Source organism: Micromonospora sp. H61, from assembly GCF_018070325.1.
Lineage (GTDB): Bacteria > Actinomycetota > Actinomycetes > Mycobacteriales > Micromonosporaceae > Micromonospora > Micromonospora salmantinae.
In genome coordinates, this window is sequence record NZ_JAGPXY010000015.1 from 61,629 (window position 1) to 81,765 (window position 20,137).

General features: G+C 71.9%; 19 protein-coding genes, 1 pseudogene and 1 riboswitch. Of the genes and pseudogenes, 12 read left to right on the forward strand and 8 right to left on the reverse strand.

Annotation, left to right across the window (positions count from 1 at the left end; translation table 11 throughout):
- The first annotated feature begins 163 nt into the window (after window positions 1–163).
- The 3 genes from eccCa to KBX08_RS10630 all read left to right on the forward strand — a co-directional run bounded on the left by eccCa (window position 164) and on the right by KBX08_RS10630 (window position 4,948).
- Entirely contained in the window at window positions 164–4,129 is a 3,966-nt protein-coding gene (gene eccCa / locus KBX08_RS10620; RefSeq protein WP_210782865.1) for a type VII secretion protein EccCa, read from the forward strand.
- A gap of 206 nt (window positions 4,130–4,335) precedes the next feature.
- Window positions 4,336–4,644, forward strand: coding sequence for a WXG100 family type VII secretion target (locus tag KBX08_RS10625; RefSeq protein ID WP_030329557.1), 309 nt, complete (start codon window positions 4,336–4,338; stop codon window positions 4,642–4,644).
- Between the two features lie 25 nt (window positions 4,645–4,669).
- Window positions 4,670–4,948, forward strand: a complete 279-nt coding sequence (locus KBX08_RS10630) for a WXG100 family type VII secretion target (RefSeq protein ID WP_030329555.1) — start codon at window positions 4,670–4,672, stop codon at window positions 4,946–4,948.
- A gap of 102 nt (window positions 4,949–5,050) precedes the next feature.
- On the opposite strand, the gene mycP is transcribed toward KBX08_RS10630, so the two are convergent.
- Complete coding sequence (gene mycP / locus KBX08_RS10635) at window positions 5,051–6,280, reverse strand: type VII secretion-associated serine protease mycosin (RefSeq protein ID WP_307850505.1); 1,230 nt, start codon at window positions 6,278–6,280, stop codon at window positions 5,051–5,053.
- 51 nt (window positions 6,281–6,331) lie between these two features.
- Entirely contained in the window at window positions 6,332–6,667 is a 336-nt protein-coding gene (locus KBX08_RS10640) for a MarR family winged helix-turn-helix transcriptional regulator (protein ID WP_210782867.1), read from the reverse strand.
- A 226-nt stretch (window positions 6,668–6,893) separates the two neighbouring features.
- Here KBX08_RS10640 and KBX08_RS10645 point away from each other — a divergent pair, with 226 nt between their 5' ends.
- Window positions 6,894–7,628, forward strand: coding sequence for a carbonic anhydrase (locus KBX08_RS10645; protein WP_210782869.1), 735 nt, complete (start codon window positions 6,894–6,896; stop codon window positions 7,626–7,628).
- Window positions 7,629–7,684: 56 nt separating this feature from the next.
- On the opposite strand, the gene KBX08_RS10650 is transcribed toward KBX08_RS10645, so the two are convergent.
- Together KBX08_RS10650 and KBX08_RS10655 are read right to left on the reverse strand one after the other, a co-directional pair.
- Window positions 7,685–8,704, reverse strand: coding sequence for a hypothetical protein (locus KBX08_RS10650; protein WP_210782871.1), 1,020 nt, complete (start codon window positions 8,702–8,704; stop codon window positions 7,685–7,687).
- Between the two features lie 4 nt (window positions 8,705–8,708).
- Window positions 8,709–8,839, reverse strand: a riboswitch (cyclic di-AMP (ydaO/yuaA leader).
- A gap of 166 nt (window positions 8,840–9,005) precedes the next feature.
- Window positions 9,006–10,376 (reverse strand): YibE/F family protein, encoded by a 1,371-nt coding sequence (locus tag KBX08_RS10655; RefSeq protein WP_210782873.1) that lies wholly within the window; start codon window positions 10,374–10,376, stop codon window positions 9,006–9,008.
- Window positions 10,377–10,618: 242 nt separating this feature from the next.
- On the opposite strand from KBX08_RS10655, the pseudogene KBX08_RS10660 reads away from it, so the two are divergent.
- Window positions 10,619–11,185: pseudogene (locus KBX08_RS10660) on the forward strand (HAD-IC family P-type ATPase); the annotation flags it as partial.
- Between the two features lie 6 nt (window positions 11,186–11,191).
- On the opposite strand, the gene KBX08_RS10665 reads toward KBX08_RS10660, so the two are convergent.
- Complete coding sequence (locus KBX08_RS10665; protein ID WP_030329541.1) at window positions 11,192–11,488, reverse strand: metal-sensitive transcriptional regulator; 297 nt, start codon at window positions 11,486–11,488, stop codon at window positions 11,192–11,194.
- Window positions 11,489–11,582: 94 nt separating this feature from the next.
- Here KBX08_RS10665 and KBX08_RS10670 point away from each other — a divergent pair, with 94 nt between their 5' ends.
- The 7 genes from KBX08_RS10670 to KBX08_RS10700 all read left to right on the forward strand — a co-directional run bounded on the left by KBX08_RS10670 (window position 11,583) and on the right by KBX08_RS10700 (window position 17,625).
- Window positions 11,583–11,792, forward strand: a complete 210-nt coding sequence (locus tag KBX08_RS10670; RefSeq protein ID WP_210782875.1) for a heavy-metal-associated domain-containing protein — start codon at window positions 11,583–11,585, stop codon at window positions 11,790–11,792.
- A gap of 13 nt (window positions 11,793–11,805) precedes the next feature.
- Window positions 11,806–12,756 carry a hypothetical protein gene (locus KBX08_RS10675; RefSeq protein WP_210782877.1) on the forward strand — a complete coding sequence of 317 codons (951 nt, stop codon included), beginning with the start codon at window positions 11,806–11,808 and terminating at the stop codon, window positions 12,754–12,756.
- A 12-nt stretch (window positions 12,757–12,768) separates the two neighbouring features.
- Window positions 12,769–15,015, forward strand: coding sequence for a cation-translocating P-type ATPase (locus KBX08_RS10680; RefSeq protein ID WP_210782879.1), 2,247 nt, complete (start codon window positions 12,769–12,771; stop codon window positions 15,013–15,015).
- Window positions 15,016–15,088: 73 nt separating this feature from the next.
- Window positions 15,089–15,262, forward strand: a complete 174-nt coding sequence (locus KBX08_RS10685; RefSeq protein WP_210782881.1) for a CsbD family protein — start codon at window positions 15,089–15,091, stop codon at window positions 15,260–15,262.
- Between the two features lie 163 nt (window positions 15,263–15,425).
- Window positions 15,426–15,773 (forward strand): ArsR family transcriptional regulator, encoded by a 348-nt coding sequence (locus KBX08_RS10690; RefSeq protein WP_210782883.1) that lies wholly within the window; start codon window positions 15,426–15,428, stop codon window positions 15,771–15,773.
- Window positions 15,770–16,039 (forward strand): hypothetical protein, encoded by a 270-nt coding sequence (locus KBX08_RS10695; protein WP_091395128.1) that lies wholly within the window; start codon window positions 15,770–15,772, stop codon window positions 16,037–16,039. Before KBX08_RS10690 ends, KBX08_RS10695 begins: the two co-directional genes overlap by 4 nt.
- Window positions 16,040–16,164: 125 nt before the next feature.
- On the forward strand, window positions 16,165–17,625 hold the full coding sequence (locus KBX08_RS10700) for an alpha/beta hydrolase (protein ID WP_210782884.1): 1,461 nt from the start codon (window positions 16,165–16,167) through the stop codon (window positions 17,623–17,625).
- Window positions 17,626–17,672: 47 nt separating this feature from the next.
- On the opposite strand, the gene KBX08_RS10705 is transcribed toward KBX08_RS10700, so the two are convergent.
- The 3 genes from KBX08_RS10705 to KBX08_RS10715 form a co-directional block, all read right to left on the reverse strand.
- Window positions 17,673–18,329 (reverse strand): bifunctional 2-polyprenyl-6-hydroxyphenol methylase/3-demethylubiquinol 3-O-methyltransferase UbiG, encoded by a 657-nt coding sequence (locus KBX08_RS10705; protein ID WP_210782885.1) that lies wholly within the window; start codon window positions 18,327–18,329, stop codon window positions 17,673–17,675.
- A gap of 91 nt (window positions 18,330–18,420) precedes the next feature.
- Window positions 18,421–19,674 carry an RNA polymerase sigma factor gene (locus KBX08_RS10710; protein ID WP_210782887.1) on the reverse strand — a complete coding sequence of 418 codons (1,254 nt, stop codon included), beginning with the start codon at window positions 19,672–19,674 and terminating at the stop codon, window positions 18,421–18,423.
- A complete protein-coding gene (locus tag KBX08_RS10715; RefSeq protein ID WP_238690835.1) occupies window positions 19,671–20,027 on the reverse strand; it encodes a YciI family protein in 357 nt (118 codons plus the stop codon). Before KBX08_RS10715 ends, KBX08_RS10710 begins: the two co-directional genes overlap by 4 nt.
- Window positions 20,028–20,137: the final 110 nt, after the last annotated feature.

Sequence of the window (20,137 nt, forward strand, 5' to 3'; positions counted from 1 at the left end):
GGCCTCCAGGTGTGCGTCTGTGATCGGCTGGCTGGAATGCTGCGGTCCGGGTCCACCGCGCACACGGCAGATTACCTACGATGACGGCACGTACGATGCCCACCCGCGGGCGGTGTTCCGCGGGCCGCACGTCATCAGGGCCGCTTCTGGGGAGGAGACAGCCGTGAGCACTGTGGTGTTCCGCCGGCTCCCGCGTCAGCCGGGGCCGGCCCTACCGCGCGGCGAGGTGCTGCTGGAGTCGCCTCCCGAGCTGCCCGAGCCGACGCCCCGCGGGATGGGGCAGCTACTCATGATCCTGCCGATGTTCTGCGGGGTCGGTGCCATGGCGTTCCTCTACGCCGGCAAGGGCGGCGGCATGATGACCTACGTCGCCGGTGGTCTGTTCGGTGTCTCGATGCTCGGCATGGCGATCGGCTCGCTGGCCAACAGCGGTGGCAAGGACAAGGCGGAGCTGAACGCTGATCGCCGCGACTACATGCGCTACCTGGCGCAGATGCGCAAGCGCACCCGCCGTGCCGCCGAGCAGCAGCGGGCCGCGATGGCCTGGCGGCACCCGGAGCCCGACGCGCTCTGGTCGATCGCCGCGTCCCGGCGACTCTGGGAGCGGCGGATCACCGAGGACGATTTCGGCGAGACCCGGATCGCCCTCGGCCCGCAGCGGCTCGCCGTGGAGATCGTTCCACCGGAGACGAAGCCGGTGGAGGACCTGGAGCCGATGAGCGCCATCGCGCTTCGTCGGTTCGTCCGGGCACACTCCACTGTGCCCGAACTGCCGACGGCGCTGTCGGTTCGCGCGTTCAGTCGGGTGGTGCTGCGCGGCGACCGCGAGCCGGTGCTCGACCTGACCCGGGCGGCGCTGGGGCAGCTGGCCACCTTCCACGCACCGGACGACCTGGTGATCGCGGTGGTCGCCGCACCCGACCGGCAGTCTTCCTGGGGCTGGGTGAAGTGGCTGCCACACGCCCACCACAGCGGTCGTACGGACGCGGCCGGCGCGCGCCGCCTGGTCTTCGCCAGCCTGGCCGAGGCCGAGGCATCGCTCGCCGCCGAGCGGGCCGGGCGGCCTCGGTTCGCGCCGGAGGCCAAGCCGCTGACCACCGCCCCGCACCTGGTCGTGGTGATCGACGGCGGGGAGATCTCACCGACCTGTCAGCTGGTTGGTCCAGGGCTGCTCGGCGCCACAGTGATCGACCTCTCCGGGACGGTGCCACGCGACGCCGGCCGCTGGCTGCTCTGCCTCGATGTCAATGACGGAGGTTCACTCGACCTGGTCCGGGGCAGCTCGTCGTCGACGCTGGGTCGGCCCGACCGGCTCAGCGCCGAGGCCGCGGAGGGGCTGGCCCGACAGATCGCCCCCTTCCGGCTCTCCCAGCAGCAGACCGGCGGCGACGAGCCGCTGGCCCGCAGCACGGAGCTGCCGGATCTGCTCGGCGTCGGTGACGCCGCGGCGGTGGACGTGCAGAACACCTGGCGCCCGCGTGGGCACCGCGACCGGCTGCGCATCCCGCTCGGCGTCGGCCCGGACGGCAACGTGGTCGAACTCGACTTCAAGGAGTCGGCGCACGAGGGCATGGGCCCGCACGGTCTGGTGATCGGTGCGACCGGCTCCGGCAAGAGCGAGCTGCTGCGTACGGTGGTGGCCGCGTTGGCGGTGACCCACTCGTCGGAGGAACTGAACTTCGTCCTGGTCGACTTCAAGGGCGGCGCGACCTTCGCCTCGCTGGAGGCCCTGCCGCACACCAGCGCGGTGATCACCAACCTGGCCGACGAGTTGCCGCTCGTCGACCGGATGCGCGACGCGCTCGCCGGCGAGATGGTGCGCCGGCAGGAACTGCTGCGGGCGGCCGGCAACTACGTCTCCCGCTTCGAGTACGAGAAGGCGCGCTCGGCCGGTGAGCCGCTGGCGCCGATGCCTAGCCTGCTGATCATCTGTGACGAGTTCAGCGAGCTGCTCGCCGCCAAACCGGACTTCATCGACCTGTTCGTGATGATCGGCCGGTTGGGTCGGTCCCTCGGCGTGCACCTGCTGCTGGCAAGCCAGCGCCTCGAAGAGGGCAAGCTGCGGGGCCTCGACACGCACCTGTCGTACCGGATCGGTCTGCGGACGTTCTCCGCTGTGGAGAGCCGGATCGTGCTCGGCGTACCGGACGCGTACGAGCTGCCGAACGCGCCGGGCCACGGCTACCTGAAGACGGACACCAGCACCATGCTGCGGTTCCGGGCCGCGTACGTGTCGGGGGCGTACCGGGCGCCGGGGCAGCAGGCGTCCGCCTCGCAGGCGTTGGTGCAGCGGCGGATCGTGCCGTACGGTCTCGACTTCGTTCCGGTGCAGGTCCCGCAGGTGCCGGTGGCCACCGCTCCGGAGCCGGAGCAGCCGGCCGACGGCAAGGCCGTCGCGATGCTCGACGTGCTGATCGACCAGCTCAAGGGCCGGGGCCGCCCGGCGCACCAGGTGTGGTTGCCGCCGCTTGCCGACCCGCCGGGCCTGGGTGAGCTGCTCGGTCCGCTGGCGGTGGACCCGACCTATGGGTTGTGCACCGCCTCCTGGCCCGGGCGCGGGCGACTGACGGTGCCGGTCGGTGTGGTGGACCGTCCCTACGAGCAGCGCCGGGACCCCATGATGGTCGAGCTGGCCGGGGCTGGCGGCAACGTGGTCATCGTCGGTCGGTCGATGAGTGGCAAGAGCACGATGCTGCGTACGCTGCTGGCCTCGCTGGCGCTCACGCACACTCCGCGGGAGGTGCAGTTCTTCTGCCTGGACTTCGGCGGGGGCGCGCTGCGCAGCATGGAGCGGTTGCCGCACCTGGCCGGGGTGGCCGGTCGACGCGACGTCGAGGCGGTCCGCCGGACGGTGGCCGAGGTGGTCGCCGTCCTGGACGAGCGGGAGGCTCGTTTCGCCCAGCACGGCATCGACTCGGTGGCGAGTTACCGCCGTCGCCGTGCCGCCGGCGAGTTCGCCGACGACCCGTTCGGCGACGTGTTCCTGGTGGTGGACGGGTGGAACACCCTGCGCCAGGAGTACGAGGAGCTGGAGCAGACCATCACCACGTTGGCCAACCGGGGCCTCGGCTTCGGTGTGCACGTGGTGCTCACCGCCGTACGGTGGGCGGAGATCCGGATCAACATGCGGGATCTGCTCGGCACCAAGTTGGAGCTGCGCCTCGGCGACGCGTCGGAGTCCGAGATCGACCGTCGGGCGGCGAACAACGTACCGGAGAAGTCGCCCGGTCGTGGCCTGACCCGCGACAAGCTGCACTTCCTCACCGCCATCTCGCGGATCGACGGCCGTCGCGACATCGACGATCTGAGCGAGGCGTCGCTGTCCCTGGCCGGGCACGTGGCGGCGAACTGGCCGGGGCGTCCGGCGCCGAAGGTACGGTTGCTTCCGCGCCGGCTGCCGGTGGCGGAGCTGGCCCGGATCATCGACCGGTCGGCACCCGGTCTCCCGATCGGTGTCAACGAGTCGGCACTCGCGCCGGTCTACCTGGATCTGGCCAACGAGCCGCACCTGACGGTCTTCGGCGACGCGGAGTGCGGCAAGACCAACCTGCTGCGCCTGATCGCCCGGGGGATCACCGAGCGGTACACGCCTGCGCAGGCCCGGCTGGTGATCGCCGACTACCGGCGTGGCCTGCTGGGGGCGGTGGAGGGTGACCACCTGCTCGACTACGCCCCGTCGAACCAGGCGTTCGCCCAGGGGCTCGGGTCGATCCGCAGCGCCCTCTCCAACCGACTGCCCGGCCCGGACGTGACAACCGCCCAGCTGCGTGATCGGAGCTGGTGGAAGGGTCCGGACCTGTACATCCTGGTGGACGACTACGACCTGGTGGCCTCGGGCGGCAGCAACCCGCTGAGCGCCCTGCACGAGCTGTTGCCGCAGGCCCGCGACATCGGTCTGCACCTGATCGTCACGCGCCGGGTCGGTGGTGTGTCCAGGGCGCTGTACGAGCCGGTGCTGCAACGACTGCGGGAGTTGGACTCGCCGGGCCTGCTGATGTCCGGAAACCGGGAGGAGGGCGCGGTCTTCGGCACGTTGCGGCCGAGCCCGCAACCGCCCGGCCGTGGCACCCTGGTCCGCCGTCGTGACGGCCAGCAGCTGATTCAGACCGCCTGGTCCGAACCAACCTGAGCGCTGTCGGTCGTTCGGCAGGGGGGTGGTGGGCCGTTCCGGCCCGATTCACCATCATCCATCGAACGTCGCCGGTCAGGGCTGCGAGGGCTGGACACGTTCCGCTACGGTCTTCACAGGAGTGTCCGTCGGTGGGGTGTTGCTGCCTTGCCGCGGGGGAGGGGTGCGGCGAAGCCGCCACCACAACAGACGGAAGGGTGTGAAGCATGGCGTTCGAGGTCGAAGCTGCGACTCTGCATACCGCCGCGAGTGACGTGCGGTCCACGCGCAGCGAGGTCGACGGCGAGCTGAAGAAGCTGTGGAACGTCGTCGATGACCTGGCCATCGCGTGGAAGGGTCAGGCGTCCACGGGCTTCCAGTCGCTGATGACGCGCTGGAACGAGGACACCGTCAAACTGCTGACGGCGATGGACAGCATCGCTGACCTGCTCGACAAGTCGGGTACGACGCACCAGGTCAACGACGAAGAGCAGCAGCAGATGCTGGACAAGTTCCACTCTGCTCTCAACCCGTGATCCGTAGCCGGCAGAGGAGGAAATCGTGACGATCAAAGTTGACTATGCGGTCCTCGAGAGCAGCAACCAGCAGATGCAGGCCATCTCGAAGACCCTCGAGGAAAAGCTTGACACGCTGCGCTCGATGCTGACCAAGCTGCACTGGGACGGCGAGGACCGGGTTGCCTACGAGCAGCACCAGGCGAAGTGGGACGCGGCGGTCCGGGACATCAACCGGATCCTGAACGAGATCGGCGGTGCCGTGGGCATCGCCCGCGAAAACTACCTCACCACGGAGATGAGCAACTCCAAGGTGTGGAGCTGAGGCATTCGCACGAGCGGCTCCGGTCCGGTTCGTCCGGCCCGGAGCCGCACTGTGTCTGGCGTTGGCTGCCGTAGGCGCCGGGACCGGGCTGCGGTGCGCCGCTCAGCCGGCAGTTGGCGCGTCGGTGCGTCGGCCGGGGCGCCAGTCGCGTCGGCGGCCGAGGGCCGTGATCGGTCGCGCGACCAGCAGCAACCCGGCGAGTAGCCCGCCGATGACCGCCGCCCAGATCGCGATGGGGCGCTGCCAGCTCAGCGGGTCGTCCCGTACGGCGGGTGCCGGGAGCGCGCCGGCCGGCGGGTTCGACCGGGTGCCGAGCAGGCTCGACACCGCCCGGTACGGGTTGACCATCCCGTGCCCGATGTCGGCGTTCTGACCCTCGGGTGGGTTGTCCGCGGTGCGTTTCAGCCGATCCGCGACCTGCTGCGGGTCGAGACTGGGGTAGGCGGCCCGGACCAGCGCGGCCACTCCCGACACGTACGCGGCGGCGTAGCTGGTGCCGCCCTCCGGCACGGTGCGGTAGCCGCTGTTTCCGGGTGCCGGCCCGACGATGTTCATCCCGGGTGCGGCGATGTCGACGTAGTCGCCGCTGATCGAGGTGCCGACGTGGCCGCCCTGCTCGTCCACCCCGCCGACCGCGATCACCCCGGGGTACGCGGCCGGGTAACCCGGCAGGTTCTGCGAGTCTTCCGACCGGTTGCCCGCGGCGGCGACCAGCACCACCCCTTTGGCCAGCGCGCGCTCGACGGCCGCCGTCAGTTCGGGGCGGGGAATTGTGGTCAGGGACAGGTTGATCACGTCGGCGCCCTGCTCGACCGCCCAGTCGATGGCGGCGGCGATCTGCGCGGGGAGTTGCGGGTTGTTGACCGCGCCGAGCTGCGGCAGAACCCGGATCGGCAGGATGCGGGCGGCCGGGGCGATGCCACTGAAGGGGACGACGGTGCCCTCCCGGCCCGCGATGATGCCGGCGATCAGCGTGCCGTGCCCGGCCTCGTCGCACTGGCCCTGGCGGGCCGGCAGACCGTTGAAGTCGCGACCCTCGAGCACCTGCCCCTTGAGGAGCGGGTGGGCGGCGGAGACTCCGGAGTCGATCACGGCCACCGTGATCCCGGCGCCCCGGGACAGCGGCCACGCCGAGGACGGCTCCAGCCGGCGGAGCGCCCACGGCACCTGGGTCAGGCTGTCGGTGCCGGTGGGACCGCAGAGGGGCGGCGCGGCGGTCGCGGGGGCGGGTGCCACCAGGCCGGCGCCGAGCAGGACCGCCAGCGTTCCACTGAGGACGCCGCGAAGGGCACGGCGGGACGGGGTCGCGCTCAACGGCGGGCATTCGCGCACCCGCAAAGGTTACCGCCGTGGCCGTCGGTCAGCGGCCCCCGGTGAGCAGGGTCAGGCCCCGGGCTCCGCCTTCGCGGTGGAAGCGTCGGCGAACAGCGCGAGCAGGTCGCCGACCTGCCGGTCGGCCTCGGCGGGGTGCCGGAACCGGCCGGCCGGGTTGAGGGTGTATTCGTTACGTCGCCCGACCCGGGTGCGGTGCAGGTAACCGCCCGCCTCCAGGTCGGCGACGATCGCCTGCGCGGCCCGTTCGGTCACTCCGACCTCGGCCGCGACGTCGCGCAGCCGGGCCGTCGGATCGCGGGCGATGGCCAGCAGGACGTGTCCGTGATTGGTGAGGAACGTCCAGTTCCGCCCGCCGCCGGTGTCGTCCGTCACCGTGCTCGCCATCGTGTTACCGCCTTTCCGGATGTCCGTCTGCCCTCGCGAGAGTCTGGTCCGCCGTGCCCCGGGACGGTTGCCCAGGGGGTGGTCGGAGTCAACGTATGAAATCTAAATCACGCATACCTTGACGCATCTTACGGTGCGTGTGACGGTGGAGCGCGAGCCAGCGCCCGCCGCCCGGCCGGCGGAGAGCCGGTTTGACCAGGTCAGATGCGTCGAGACGAGGTGCGGGATGAGTCATACCGGGAGCTCCGGCGGTCAGCCGGGTCCGCAGCGGACCACCGACCGGGCCACCGCGCTCAGCGAGCCGACCCGGGCGTACGCCGAGCTGGTCGCCGGCAACCGGCGCTTCGTCGATGGCGCCCCACGCCACCCCAACCAGGATGCCGGGCACCGGGCCGCAGTGGCCGACGGGCAACACCCGTTCGCGGTGATCGTCGGCTGCTCCGACTCGCGGCTGGCCGCCGAGATCATCTTCGACCGGGGCCTGGGCGACCTGTTCGTGGTTCGCACCGCCGGGCACACCGCCGGCCCCGAGGTGCTCGGCAGCGTCGAGTACGCGGTGACAGTGCTCGGCACCCCGCTGGTGGTGGTGCTCGGCCACGACTCCTGCGGTGCGGTGCAGGCCGCCCGGGAGTCCGCCGCGACCGGTACCGCGTCGAGCGGCCATCTGCGCGCGGTGGTCGACGCCGTGCTGCCCAGCCTGCGCCGCGCCACGTCCGAGGGCGTGGACGACATCGACGGCATCGTCGACATCCACATCGCCCAGACCGTCGAGACGTTGCTCGGGCAGTCGCCCGTGCTGGCCGACGAGGTGGCGCGGGGGCGGTGCGCGGTGGTGGGGGTGTCCTACCGGCTGGCCGCCGGAGCGGTGCGCACGGTGGCCGCCGTACCGGCCGGCTTCGCGACATTGGAGCCCCCGGCCTCGACCGAGTCGACCGAACCGGCCGCGCCTGCCACCGTCTGACGCGACGAGGGCCGCTCCGCGTCACGCGGAACGGCCCTCGTCGGGGATCGTGCGGGTCAGAGCAGCGACATGTGGACGTGGTCGGTGTGGTTCGACGGCCCGCTGTACGAGCTCCAGCCGGTGGCCGGGAACCAGATCTGCCGGTTCCAGATCACGTAGTAGATGCCGAGCCGGTCGGCGTTACGGATGAGGAACGCGGCGACGTTGTTGCCGTACGTCCGGGTGTCGTTGTTGTGCCACGGGGAGAACCCGCTCTTCTGTAGCGACCAGTCGCAGGCGCGGCCCTTCGGGTGCTCCCACGGCCCGCCGGGGCGGTAGCAGCCGACGAACCGGTTGAAGCCGGCCGCCTTGACCTCCTTGTACGCGTGCAGGGTGCGCGGCGTGACGCAGCCGGACGTGGTGGGGTCGTTCTCGCTGCACGACTGGGGCTTCCAGTCACCGTCGGCCGTGCGACCCGGGCCGATCTTCGCGACCTTGGAGGTGGCATCCACCAGGCCGCCGGTGAAACCCTTGCCGCCGACGAGGGAGAGCGCCTTGTCGGCCTCGCTCTTGCGCTTCGCCATCAGGGCGGTCTGCTTCTGCTGCTCCCGGACCTCGGTGTCGAGGGCGAGCTTGGCCTGCTCGGCGCGGGCCTTCACCTCGTTGACCTCGGAGAGCTTCTTCTCGTTGACCATGTTCATCTCGTCGAGCATCCCGGCGCGCTGGACGAACGAGTCGGGAGCGTCGCTCTCCAGCAGCATCGCGACAGCGCCGATCCGGCCGGTCCGGTACGCCTGGGCGGCGATCCGCCCGACCTGCGGGGCCAACGCGTCCAGGTCAGCCTTGGCCCGGTTGACCTCCGCCGCCAACTCGCTCTGCCGCTTCTTGGATTTGTCCAGCTTGGACTTTGCGGCGGAGTAGTCGCGGTTGGCCTGCTCGATGACGTCGTTGAGCAGCTTGGGCTCGCCGTCCTCCTCGTGCCCGGACGGTGTGGGGTTCGTCGGGGCGGCGTGCGCCGGGAGCGGCCCGGCGAGCACGGTAAGTGCGGCGATCACGGCCACCACGGGAGTCAACCAGCGGCGTAGGGGTGCCGTCACAATGTTCCCTTCCGTCGACCGCCGACCGGGTTAGCTGACGGGTTCGGGGCGGAAGTGGCCCCTACCGCTGACGCGGATTCACCCCAGGCACCTGGGTCCCCGGCTCGCCGGTTGGCGATTGGGCGGTGGCACCGCAGGCGCCGCTTCGCGCCTTCATCGGTAACCGGCAGCGAGGTTACCCGAGAGTCGACCGGCTGAGCTATGCCTGGATGCCGACCAAAAGCGTCATTTCGCCATAGCGTTGAGTGACCAGTGACGCGGTTCTCAGGGTGGATGCCCGATCTGGTCACGCTGAGGAGTGTCACCATGCCGTATCCGTGCTCCTGTTCGACTCCGGCCACCGGTCGGTGGCCTCTGATGGGGGTGCGGTCCGCGTCCGGTCCGGCTCGTCGGAGCCGGCCGTACGCGGTGAGCTGAGTGCGGCCAGTGCCTCGCTGCGGTCCGGCTGGGGCCGGGGCGCGGGAGCGTCGGTGGACGCCGTGGCATCGGTACGCCCGGCGGCGGTCACCACCGCGGCCAGCCCGGTGGTCAGCGGCACGGCGGCGATCAGGCCGAGGGTGGCGACCGCGCTGCGGACGATCTCCTGCGCGAGGAACTCGCTGGTGAGGATCTGCCCGATCGGCCGCGAGTCGGCGGTGAGCAGGAGCAGCAGGGGCAGTGACGCGCCCGCGTACGCCAGCACGATGGTGTTGACGGTGGAGGCGATGTGCGCGCGGCCGACCCGGGTGGCGGCACGGTACAGCTGCAACCGGGTCAGCCCGGGGTTGGCGTTCGCCAGTTCGGTGACGGTGGCCGCCTGGGTGACCGTCACGTCGTCGAGCACCCCGAGCGATCCGATGATGATGCCGGCGAGCAGCAGACCGTGCAGGTCCACGTCGCCCTGGAACATCGACAGGGTGGTGGCGTCCTCGCTGCCGAAGCCGGTGAGGTGGGTCGCGGCCGTGGCGATGGTGGCGAGCACGCCGGTCAGCACCAGGCTGCCCAAGGTGCCGAGCACTGCGACCGAGGTCTGTGCGGTGACCCCGTGGGTCAGATAGAGCACCACGAACATGATCAGGGCCGCGCCGACCACCGCCACCAGCAGCGGTGACCTGCCCGCGCTGATGCCCGGCAGCACGAAGGTGAGCAGGATGGCGAAGCTGGCGGCCAGCCCGGCGAGCGCTGCCAGGCCCCGCCACCGACCGAACGCGACGATCGCGGCCGCGAAGACCACCGCCAGCCACACCATCGGGGTGCCGCGTTGGTGCTCGGCGATGTTCCAGTTGCTGACGGTGGGATCGATCGGATCGGCCAGTTCGACCAGGACGACCTCGTCGCCGACCTCGACCCGGGGTGCGCCGGGCCCGTCGGGCACCGGTGTGCGCACCTGCTGGCCGGCGGTCGGCCCGTCGTCCACCCGGACGTCGACAGTGCCGCACCGCCCGTCGCCGACCCTCGGTGTGCCCTCCGGAACCGACGGCACCGGCGGGCACGGCTCGCTCACCACCCGGGTGACAGTGCCGGGGTAGCGCGGCACGTCCGCACCACCGTCGGTCTGCGGTGACCCGCCGCGCGGCCAGAGCAGCACTGCGGCCAGCACGGTGGCGACGAAGAGGGGTACCACCGTCACGACGAGGATCCGTCGCACCCGTGGTGGGGCGGACGGAGCGGGGTGAGTGTGGTCGGCGGCCAAGGTGAGACTCCCAACGATCCGGTGCGGGATACGGGTCAGCGGGCCGGGCGGTTCACCGTTGCGGTGGAAACGCGGCGGACGGCGGGGCGGATCGCTGCCTGACGACCGCTTGATCACGGACGGTCAGTGCTCGGCCCGGTCGGCCGGGGGCGCCGCCACGACGTGGCGGCGCCGGTGCCCGACTGTGCAGCGGCATTCGGAGGGCCATCGTGGGAGATGCTAGCCAGCCCTCCCGGGGGTTGCAGGTCGTGGCGGAGTGTCGGGCGGCCGAACCGCTCGCGCGGCGGTCTCCGAGGCGGCATGTTGGAGCCGCCCGGCCGGTGGCCGAGGCGGTCGCCGCCGACCTCGGCTTCCGACCTGGGGTCGACGAGGTCTTCGCCGAGGTGCTGCCGGCGGCGAAGGACGATCGGGTGGCCGAGCTCCAGCGGCGGGGGTTGGTCGTGGCGATGGTCGGTGACGGGGTGAACGACGCGCCGGCGCTGGCCCGGGCGGACGTGGGTATCGCGATCGGCGCGGGCACCGATGTGGCCATCGAGTCCGCCGGGGTGGTGCTGGCGTCCTCGGACCCGCGCGGGGTGGGTGCCGTGGTCCGGCTGTCCCGGGCGTCGTACCGGAAGATGCGACAGAACCTGGCCTGGGCGGCCGGCTACAACGTGGTGGCGCTGCCGCTGGCCGCCGGGGTGCTGGCCTGGGCCGGCGTGGCGTTGAGCCCGGCGCTGGCCGCGGTGCTGATGTCGGCGTCCACCATCGTGGTGGCGCTCAACGCGCAGTTGCTGCGCAGGGTCCGTCTCGACCCCGCGCCGGACTGAGCCCGGTCAGCCGCGCTTCATGAGCCGGCCGACCGCCGCCATCATCTCGGTGGCCATCTCGTCGGCCCGACCCTCGGCGGCGCCCTCGTGCATGCAGTGCCGGGCGTGCCCGTCGAGCAGCCCGAGGGCCACCTTGTCGAGGGCGGCCTGGATGGCGGAGATCTGGGTGAGCACGTCGATGCAGTAGCGGTCGTCGTCGACCATCTTCTCGATGCCCCGGACCTGCCCCTCGACGCGGCGGAGCCGCGCGAGCAGCTGGTCCTTGCTGGCGGTGTATCCGCGGATCGGGGTGGGTGCGGTCATGTCGACAAGGATAGCGTACCCCCAGGGGGTATGGTACGGTCGGTTCTGTTGAGATACCCCCACGGGGTACCGGTACCGCGAAGGAGACGATCCAATGGTCAACACGACGTACCAGGTGCAGGGCATGACCTGCGGGCACTGCGTCAGCGCGGTGAGCGCCGAGGTCGGCGCCATCGCCGGCGTGCGTGACGTCCAGGTCGACCTCGCGGCCGGCCGGGTCACCGTCAGCAGCGATCAGCCACTGGACACCGCTGTCATCCGAGCCGCAGTCGACGAGGCCGGCTACGACCTCGTCGACGCGTGATCGGCGGGCCGACGTGCGCACCGTGACGAGACTGGCCGGGTTCGCCGTCGGCCTGGCGGCGATCTTCGGCGCCACCTACGGGATCGGCCGGGTCGTCGACACCGCCCCGGTCGCCGAGAGCCGGCACGACGATGCCGCCACCACCCCGACGGCGGACGAACGGGGCGGGACGGCCGACCGGCTCCCCGGCGGGCTGCTCGTCTCCGACCGGGGCTACACCCTCGAACCGGTCGACGCCCCGGCCGACGAGTTCGCCTTCCGGATCGCCGGCCCGGACGGCCGCCCGGTCACCCGGTACGACGTGGCGCACGACAAGCAGATGCATCTGATCGTCGCCCGTCGGGACCTCTCCGGCTTCCGTCACGTCCACCCCGAGCTGGCCCCGGACGGCACCTGGCGGGTCGACACCCCGCTGGCCGGCCCCGGGCAGTGGCGGGCGTTCGCCGACTTCACCCCGACCGGGGGCGAACCGCTGACCCTCGGCGTGGACGTGACAGTCCCCGGCGAGTTGACCGAACGGCCGTTGCCCGCTCCGGCGACCAGCACCACCGTCGACGGCTACACGGTCACCCTGACCGGAGCGCCGCAGCCCGGCCGCACGTCGTCGCTGACAGTGACCGTCAGCCGGGACGGTCAGCCGGTCACCGACCTGGAGCCCTACCTGGGCGCGTACGGGCACCTGGTGGCTCTACGTCGGGGTGATCTGGCGTACCTGCACGTGCACCCGGACGGAAAGCCCGGCGATGGGCGCACCCGGCCCGGTCCTGCCGTCACCTTCCTCGCCGAGGTGCCCTCGGCCGGCAGTTACCGGCTCTACCTCGACTTCCAACACGGCGGGCGGGTGCACACCGCCGAGTTCACGGTGGTCGCCGGCGCTGCCCCGACCAAAGGGGCCCCCACCCCGAGCGGGCCCGCACCGACCGGCGGGGCCGACCACGGCACCCCCGGGCACGGACACAACTGACGGGACCAGAAGATGACCACCACCAGCAGACCGCTGCCCGAGGCGCCGAACCGGATCGAACTGGCGATCGGCGGGATGACCTGCGCCGCGTGCGCCGCCCGGATCGAGAAGAAACTCAACCGGATGGACGGGGTGACCGCCACTGTCAACTACGCCACCGAGAAGGCGACCGTCCGGTACGCCGACGGCGTCACGCCGGACGACCTGATCGGGACCGTGCAGAAGACCGGTTACACGGCGGCGCTGCCGGCCCCGCCCAGCGCCGAACCCCCGGTGGACCCGTTGCGGGGGCCGCGTACCCGGCTCTGGGTGTCGGTGGCCCTGAGCGTGCCGGTGGTCCTGCTGGCCATGGTCCCGGCCTGGCAGTTCGACTACTGGCAGTGGTTGTCGCTGACCCTGGCCGCCCCGGTGGTGGTCTGGGGTGGGCTGCCGTTCCACCGGGCCGCCTGGACCAACCTGCGGCACGGCGCGGCCACCATGGACACGCTGGTGTCGCTCGGCACCCTGGCCGCGTTCGGCTGGTCGCTCTGGGCGCTCTTCCTCGGTGACGCGGGGATGCCCGGCATGACGCACCCGTTCAGCTTCGACATCACCCGGACCGACGGCGCAGGCAACATCTACCTGGAGGCGGCCGCCGGGGTCACCGTGTTCATCCTGGCCGGTCGCTTCTTCGAGGCCCGTTCCAAGCGGACTGCCGGCGCCGCACTGCGCGCTCTGCTCGACCTCGGGGCCAAGGAGGTGACGGTGCTGCGTGACGGCGTGGAGACCCTGATCCCCGTGGACCGGCTCGCCGTCGGTGACCGGTTCGTGGTCCGCCCCGGGGAGAAGATCGCCACCGACGGGGTGGTCGACGAGGGCACCTCCGCTGTCGACGCCAGCATGCTCACCGGTGAGTCGGTGCCGGTCGAGGTCGGCCCGGGTGACGGCGTGGTCGGCGCCACGATCAACGCGGGTGGGCGGCTCATCGTCACCGCCACCCGGGTCGGCGCGGACACCCAGCTCGCCCGGATGGCCGACCTGGTGGAGCAGGCGCAGAGCGGCAAGGCGGCCGTGCAGCGGTTGGCGGACCGGATCTCCGGGGTCTTCGTGCCGATAGTCATCACCCTCGCCGTCGGCACTCTCGGTTGGTGGCTCGGCACCGGGGCCGGTCCGACCGCCGCGTTCACCGCCGCCGTGGCCGTGCTGATCATCGCCTGTCCGTGCGCGCTCGGCCTGGCCACCCCGACGGCGCTGCTGGTCGGCACCGGTCGGGGCGCTCAGCTCGGCGTACTGATCAAGGGCCCGGAGGTGCTGGAGTCGACCCGCCGGGTGGACACCGTGGTGCTCGACAAGACCGGCACCGTGACGACCGGCCGGATGACACTGGTGGACGTGGTGCCGGCGAGCGGCGTGGACCGGGCCGAGCTGCTCCGGCTCGCCGGGGCGGTGGAGGCCGCCTCCGAACACCCGATCGCCCGTGCGGTCGCGGCCGCTGCCACGGACGCGGGCGCGCTGCCCCCGGTGACCGCCTTCGGCAACCTCGAAGGGCTGGGGGTGACCGGCACTGTCGACGGGTTGGCAGTGCTGGTCGGCCGGGTCCGGCTGCTGCGCGAGCGTGAGATCGACGTACCGCCGGAGGTCGAGTGGGCCGTGCGTGACGCGGAGGCCGCGGGCCGTACGGCGATCGTCGCCGGCTGGGACGGACAGGCCCGCGGCGTGCTCACCGTCGCCGACGTGGTCCGGCCGACCAGCCGGGCGGCGGTGGCCCGGCTGCGCGGGCTGGGGCTGACCCCGGTCCTGCTGACCGGGGACAACACCACTGTGGCTCGTGCGGTCGCCGCCGAGGTGGGCGTCGACGAGGTGATCGCCGAGGTGCTGCCGGCCGGCAAGGTCGACGTGATCAAGCGGCTTCAGGCCGAGGGGCGGTCGGTGGCGATGGTCGGTGACGGGGTCAACGACGCCCCGGCGCTGGCCCAGGCCGACCTGGGGCTGGCCATGGGCACCGGCGCTGACGTGGCGATCGAGGCAGCCGACCTCACCCTCGTCCGGGGCGACCTGGACGCGGCGGTGGACGCCATCCGGTTGTCCCGGCGCACGCTCGGCATCATCCGGGGCAATTTGTTCTGGGCGTTCGGATACAACGTGGCGGCCCTGCCGTTGGCCGCCGCCGGGCTGCTCAACCCGATGATCGCCGGCGCCACGATGGCGCTGTCCTCGGTCTTCGTGGTGGCCAACAGCCTGCGCCTGCGTCGCTTTCGTCCGGCCGCTGCCGATCTGTGACGACGGTAATGGTTGGGCCGGTGACGGCGGGGGTACCTCTGTGGTTGTAGCGACGCTCGCAATGGAGGTTGGCATGGCTTTCGACGACAAGATCAACAACGCCACCGAGGACGCGACCGGCAAGCTGAAGGAAGGCGCCGGTCGGGCCACCGACAACGAGCAGCTGGAGGCGGAGGGTCGCGCTGACCAGTCCACCGCCAAGCTCAAGCAGGCGGGCGAAAAGATCAAGGACGCCTTCAAGAGCTGACGTACGACGTACCCCGCACGCCGGGCCGGTGATCATCACCGGCCCGGCGTGCTGTGTGTCCGGCCTCTCTCGCCGACCCTGAGATCCCCCTGATTCTGTTTTCCGTCCGCACCGCAGCTCGCCGGCACCTGCTAACTTTCCTTGGCATGTGCAAGGGCTGGTTATGAGCACCGCCTCACCGCCGACCGGCGACGACCTGGTCCGGGTGCTGGCCACCCTGGCCAACCCGCACCGGCTGCGGGTCGTCGCCGCGCTGGCCCGCGAGCGTGCGTACGTCAGCGGGCTGGCCCGGCAACTGGGCATCAGCCGGGCGCTGTTGCAGGTCCACCTACGGAAGCTGGCGGCGGCCGGGCTGGTCACCGCCCGCCTGGAGTTGTCGGAGGACGGGAAGGCCATGAACTACTACGAGGTGGAGCCGTTCGTGCTCACACTCACCCCCGCTGTCATCGCGGCGGCGGTCGAGACGCTGACAGTGCCCGAGTCGGGCGAGCAGCCGGGAGCACAGCGATGAGCGAGCACGACTGGACCGAGGTGGTCGGCGCGATCGGCATCTTCGCCTTCCTGATCAGCGTGGTCACTGTGACCGTCGTGCAGCTCGCCAAGACCCGGCGGGCCCGGTACGAGGCGGACCGGGCGGACGACTACCGCCGGCTCGCCGAGACGGCCGCTCAGGCCCAGGCGGAGAACGCCCGACTGCTCGCCGCGATGGACGGCCGGCTGGGCGGGATGGAGACCCGGATGACCACGCTCGAACGCGTCCTGCGCGAGGTCGACTGACCCGGCGGGCGAGAGCGGCCCCGGGCCGTCGAGCGGCTACTCGACGGCCCGGGTGGAAGCAGCATCACCTCGCCCAGTGGGCGAGTTTCACCGGCAACGCTCCTTCGAGGAGAGGACAGCACCTCATGCTGCGCGTACGCAAATCCGCAGTCGGCTGGGCGGTCGCCCTGGCCCTCACAGCAGCCGGCCTGACCCCGGCGAGCCCGGCCGCCGCCCGAGCACAGCCCGCCCCGACGATCGACTGGCGGCCCTGCGCCGAGGACAGCAGCGCCGAGTGCGGCACCCTGTCGCTGCCGGTGGACTGGGACCGACCCCGAGGTGAGCGCTTCGACCTGTCGCTGGCCCGCCGGGTCGCCAAGCCGGCCACCCGGGAAGGCGCGCTGATCTTCGGCCCCGGCGGGCCGGGCGACAGCGGTGTCGACCGGGTGGTGGACGGCAGCTCCCGGTTCAGCACCGACCTGCGTGCCCGGTTCGACATCGTCAGCTTCGACCCGCGCGGCACCGGCGACAGCCACCCCGTGGTCTGTGCCCGGGACCTGCTCGCCCGGCAACCACAGCTGATCGCCGACCAGGCCCAGTTCGACGCCGTCCTGGCCAACAACGCCCTGCTGCGCGCCGACTGCCGGGCCCGCACCGGGGCGCTCTACGACCACGTCGACACCACAAGCGCCGCCCGCGACCTGGACGCGGTCCGCGCCGCGCTCGGAGAGCGGCAGTTGACCTTCCACGGCAGCTCGTACGGCACGTTGCTCGGGCAGCGGTACGCCGAGCTGTACCCCGACCGGGTCCGGGCCATGGTGCTCGAGGCCACGATGGACCACAGCGTCGGCACCCGGGCCTTCCTCGACAGCCAGGCCGTCACCGCGGAGGGCGCGTTCGACGAGTTCGTTGCCTGGTGTGACCGGTCCACGGCCTGTGCCCTGCACGGTCGGGACCTCCGGGCGATCTGGGCCGGGCTGCACGTGCGGGCCGAGCGCGGCCTGCTGACCGACCCGAAACGGCCCGGGGTGGTGCTGACCCCGTTCGATTTGAGCCGGCTCACCCACAAGGAGTTCTACGACACCTGGCGGTGGCCGGGGCTGGCCGAGTGGATCGTCCGACTGGAGGGCGCCGCCATCACGCCGAGCGTCCGTCCGTTGGCGGACGAGGCCGTGGCTCCGTACCCTTTCGCGGTTTTCTGCCAGGACTGGAGCCTGCCGGTCCGCGACTACCGCGAGTACGTCGGACATCTGCGCCGGACGGCCCGGCTCGCGCCGGACCTGCGCTACCCGCCGGCGCTGTTCGCGCTGGTCACCTGTCTGGGCACCCCGACGCCGGTCGCCAACCCGCAGCATCGGCTACGGGTCCATACCGACGTGCCGCTGCTGCTCGCCGCCACAGTGCACGACCCGGCCAGCGGCTACGGCTGGGCGCGCAACGTGGCGCGGCAGTTGGGTCGGCACGGCGCGCTGCTCAGCTACCAGGGGTGGGGCCACGGCAGCTACAGCAGCAGCCCGTGCGTGCAACGAGCCGTCGACTCCTACCTGATCGATCAGGTGGTGCCCGCCGGGGGTGCCAGCTGCCCGGCCGTCGAACCCGAGGTGTGACGGCCGCTGCCGGCCGCCGGGTCGCCCGGCGGTCGGCAGCGGTGTGCTCAGCGTCGTCGGGTGGCGCGTACGACCACGTCGTGCAGCGGGACCTCCCGGCCCGGCATCGTGCGGCGTTGCTCCTCGGCAGTGATGATCTCCCAGGTGCTGCTGTCCAGGCCAGCGGTGATGTCCGCGAGGGTGACCGATGCCTCTTCCGGCGGGTGGTGTCCGTGCCCATGCCCGTGCCCGTGCCCCGCCGCGGTGGCTTCCGCGGTGTGCAGATGCCCGACGATGAGGAGGGTGCCGCCGGGGGCCACCCACCCAGCGACGCGGTCGTAGAAGGCCAGCTGCGGCATCGCGGGGTGCGCGTAGTGCGTCGTTACCAGGTCGAACCTCGTCTCCGGGGCCCAGGTCGTCAGGTCCGCCTCCACCCATCGCACTCGCTCGGACACCCCGCTCTCCGCTGCGCGTTCGGCGGCTCGGGCGAGCGCGACGGGTGCGATGTCGACAGCGGTGACCTGCCAGCCGTGGGCGGCGAGCGAGATTGCCTCGGCGCCCGCGCCGCACCCGGCGTCCAGCGCCGAGCCCGGTGCCAGAGCGCCGATCTCCCGGGCCAGGTACGGGTGCGCGGGACTCGTGCTCATCGCGCCGGGACGGTCGTGGTGTGCCTGGTGCCAGTGCCGCTCCCAGTAGTCCTTGTCGAACTCGTGCTGCTCGGTCATCGGTGCCTGCTCCTTCGCGCGTCGGCAACGACTGTGACCGGCGACCGGACGATGCGCAAAGATTATTGCCAAAACGGCAAGACGATGTCGCTCACCCCTGCCCGGTCAGCCGGGCCGCCCGTACCTCCAGGTAGCGCTGCTCGGGCCGGCTCGTCGTGCCCCGCGCCGCCACCAGGTACGCCTCCCGCGCCGCACCGACCTCCCCGGCCAGCTCCAACAGGTGAGCCCGGACGGCGGCCAGCCGGTGGTGCCCGGCCGTGCGTTCGTCGGCGTCCAACGGCGTGAGCAGGGCGAGCCCGGCCCGGGGCCCGTCGACCATGGCCACCGCCACCGCCTGGTTGAGGGTGACCATCGGGTTCGGCGCGATCCGGGCCAGCAGTCGGTAGAGCGCGACGATCTGCCGCCAGTCCGTCTCCGCCGCCGTCGACGCCTCGGCGTGCACCGCGGCGATCGCCGCCTGGAGCTGGTACGGGCCGGGCGGCGACCAGGTCAGCGCCTCGGTGATCAGGGCGACCCCCTCCGCGATGGCGGCGGAGTCCCACCGGGAACGGTCCTGCTCGGCCAGCGGCACCAACTCCCCGTCCGGCCCCACCCGGGCCGCCCGGTGCGCGTCGGTCAGCAGCATCAGCGCCAGCAGCCCGGTCACCTCGCCGTCGTCGGGCAGCAGCCCGCGCAGGATGCGAGCCAGCCGGATCGCCTCGCCGGTCAGCTCGGCCCTGCGCAGATCCGGGCCGCTGGACGCGGTGTAGCCCTCGTTGAAGATCAGGTAGAGCGCCCGCAGCACCGTTCCCAGCCGCTCGCCCCGCTCGGCCGGCCCGGGCATGGTGAACCTCGCCCCGGCGGCCTCGATCCGCTGCTTGGCCCGCCGGATCCGTTGACTCATCGTCGCCTCGGGCACCAGGTGCGCCCGGGCGATCTGGGCGGTGCTGAGACCGCCGACCGCCCGCAGGGTGAGCGCCACCTGCGCCGATCCGGGCAGCGCCGGGTGGCAGCAGAGGAACAGCAGTGTGAGGGTGTCGTCGTCGGCCGGAACGGCGGGCTCCGCGTCCGCCGAGGGCGCCACCGCGGCGTACGCCGGCTCGCGCCGCGCCACCACCACCTCGCGGTCCCGGCGCGCGCTCTCGCTGCGCCACTCGTCGGTGAGCCGTCGGGTGGCCACTGTGAGCAACCAGGCGCGCGGACTGTCCGGTACGCCCTGCCCGGGCCACTGCGTCGCGGCGGCGAGCAGCGCCTCCTGGACCGCGTCCTCGCATCTGTCGAACTGTCCGTGCCGACGGACCAGCAGGCCGAGGACCTGCGGCGCGAACGTGCGCAGCAGATCCTCGACCGTCCGGTCCTCGGTCACATCTCCGTCCCGGCCTCGTCCATGATCGGGCGGACCTCCATCGCGCCGCCGTACCTGACGTCCGGCCAGCGGGCGGCGATCTCGGCAGCGCGCTGCGGGCTGTCGCAGTCGACGGCCAGGTAACCGGCGAACTGCTCCTTGCTCTCCATGAACGGGCCGTCGAGGACCTCGGGGCTGCCGTTTACGAGCCGGACCGTCGACGTCTGCGACGGACTGGCCAACGCCTGGCCGCCGATCAGCTCGCCGGTCTCGGTCAGCTCCTTCATGATCTCGTCGACCTCACCGAAGAGCGTGGTGCGCTCCTGCTCGCTCAGCTCCTCGGTGAAGCCGGGCCGGTTCCAGATCAGCAGCATGTACTTCACGGCGATGCTCCTCAGGCTCCGGTCGCACCCAACCGGGGCGCGACTCACCGGAGGGTCGGAGCCGTTCCCCCGATCCCTACCGCGTACCGAAGAAAATCGCA

Bases quoted from the DNA above. Each gene is read 5' to 3' on its own strand.
- KBX08_RS10625 (WP_030329557.1), top strand. From the start codon at position 4,336: ATGGCGTTCGAGGTCGAAGCTGCGACTCTGCATACCGCCGCGAGTGAC.
- KBX08_RS10640 (WP_210782867.1), bottom strand. From the start codon at position 6,667: ATGGCGAGCACGGTGACGGACGACACCGGCGGCGGGCGGAACTGGACG.
- KBX08_RS10645 (WP_210782869.1), top strand. From the start codon at position 6,894: ATGAGTCATACCGGGAGCTCCGGCGGTCAGCCGGGTCCGCAGCGGACC.
- KBX08_RS10665 (WP_030329541.1), bottom strand. From the start codon at position 11,488: ATGACCGCACCCACCCCGATCCGCGGATACACCGCCAGCAAGGACCAG.
- KBX08_RS10670 (WP_210782875.1), top strand. From the start codon at position 11,583: ATGGTCAACACGACGTACCAGGTGCAGGGCATGACCTGCGGGCACTGC.
- KBX08_RS10680 (WP_210782879.1), top strand. From the start codon at position 12,769: ATGACCACCACCAGCAGACCGCTGCCCGAGGCGCCGAACCGGATCGAA.
- KBX08_RS10685 (WP_210782881.1), top strand. From the start codon at position 15,089: ATGGCTTTCGACGACAAGATCAACAACGCCACCGAGGACGCGACCGGC.
- KBX08_RS10690 (WP_210782883.1), top strand. From the start codon at position 15,426: ATGAGCACCGCCTCACCGCCGACCGGCGACGACCTGGTCCGGGTGCTG.
- KBX08_RS10695 (WP_091395128.1), top strand. From the start codon at position 15,770: ATGAGCGAGCACGACTGGACCGAGGTGGTCGGCGCGATCGGCATCTTC.
- KBX08_RS10700 (WP_210782884.1), top strand. From the start codon at position 16,165: ATGCTGCGCGTACGCAAATCCGCAGTCGGCTGGGCGGTCGCCCTGGCC.
- KBX08_RS10705 (WP_210782885.1), bottom strand. From the start codon at position 18,329: ATGACCGAGCAGCACGAGTTCGACAAGGACTACTGGGAGCGGCACTGG.
- KBX08_RS10715 (WP_238690835.1), bottom strand. From the start codon at position 20,027: ATGCTGCTGATCTGGAACCGGCCCGGCTTCACCGAGGAGCTGAGCGAG.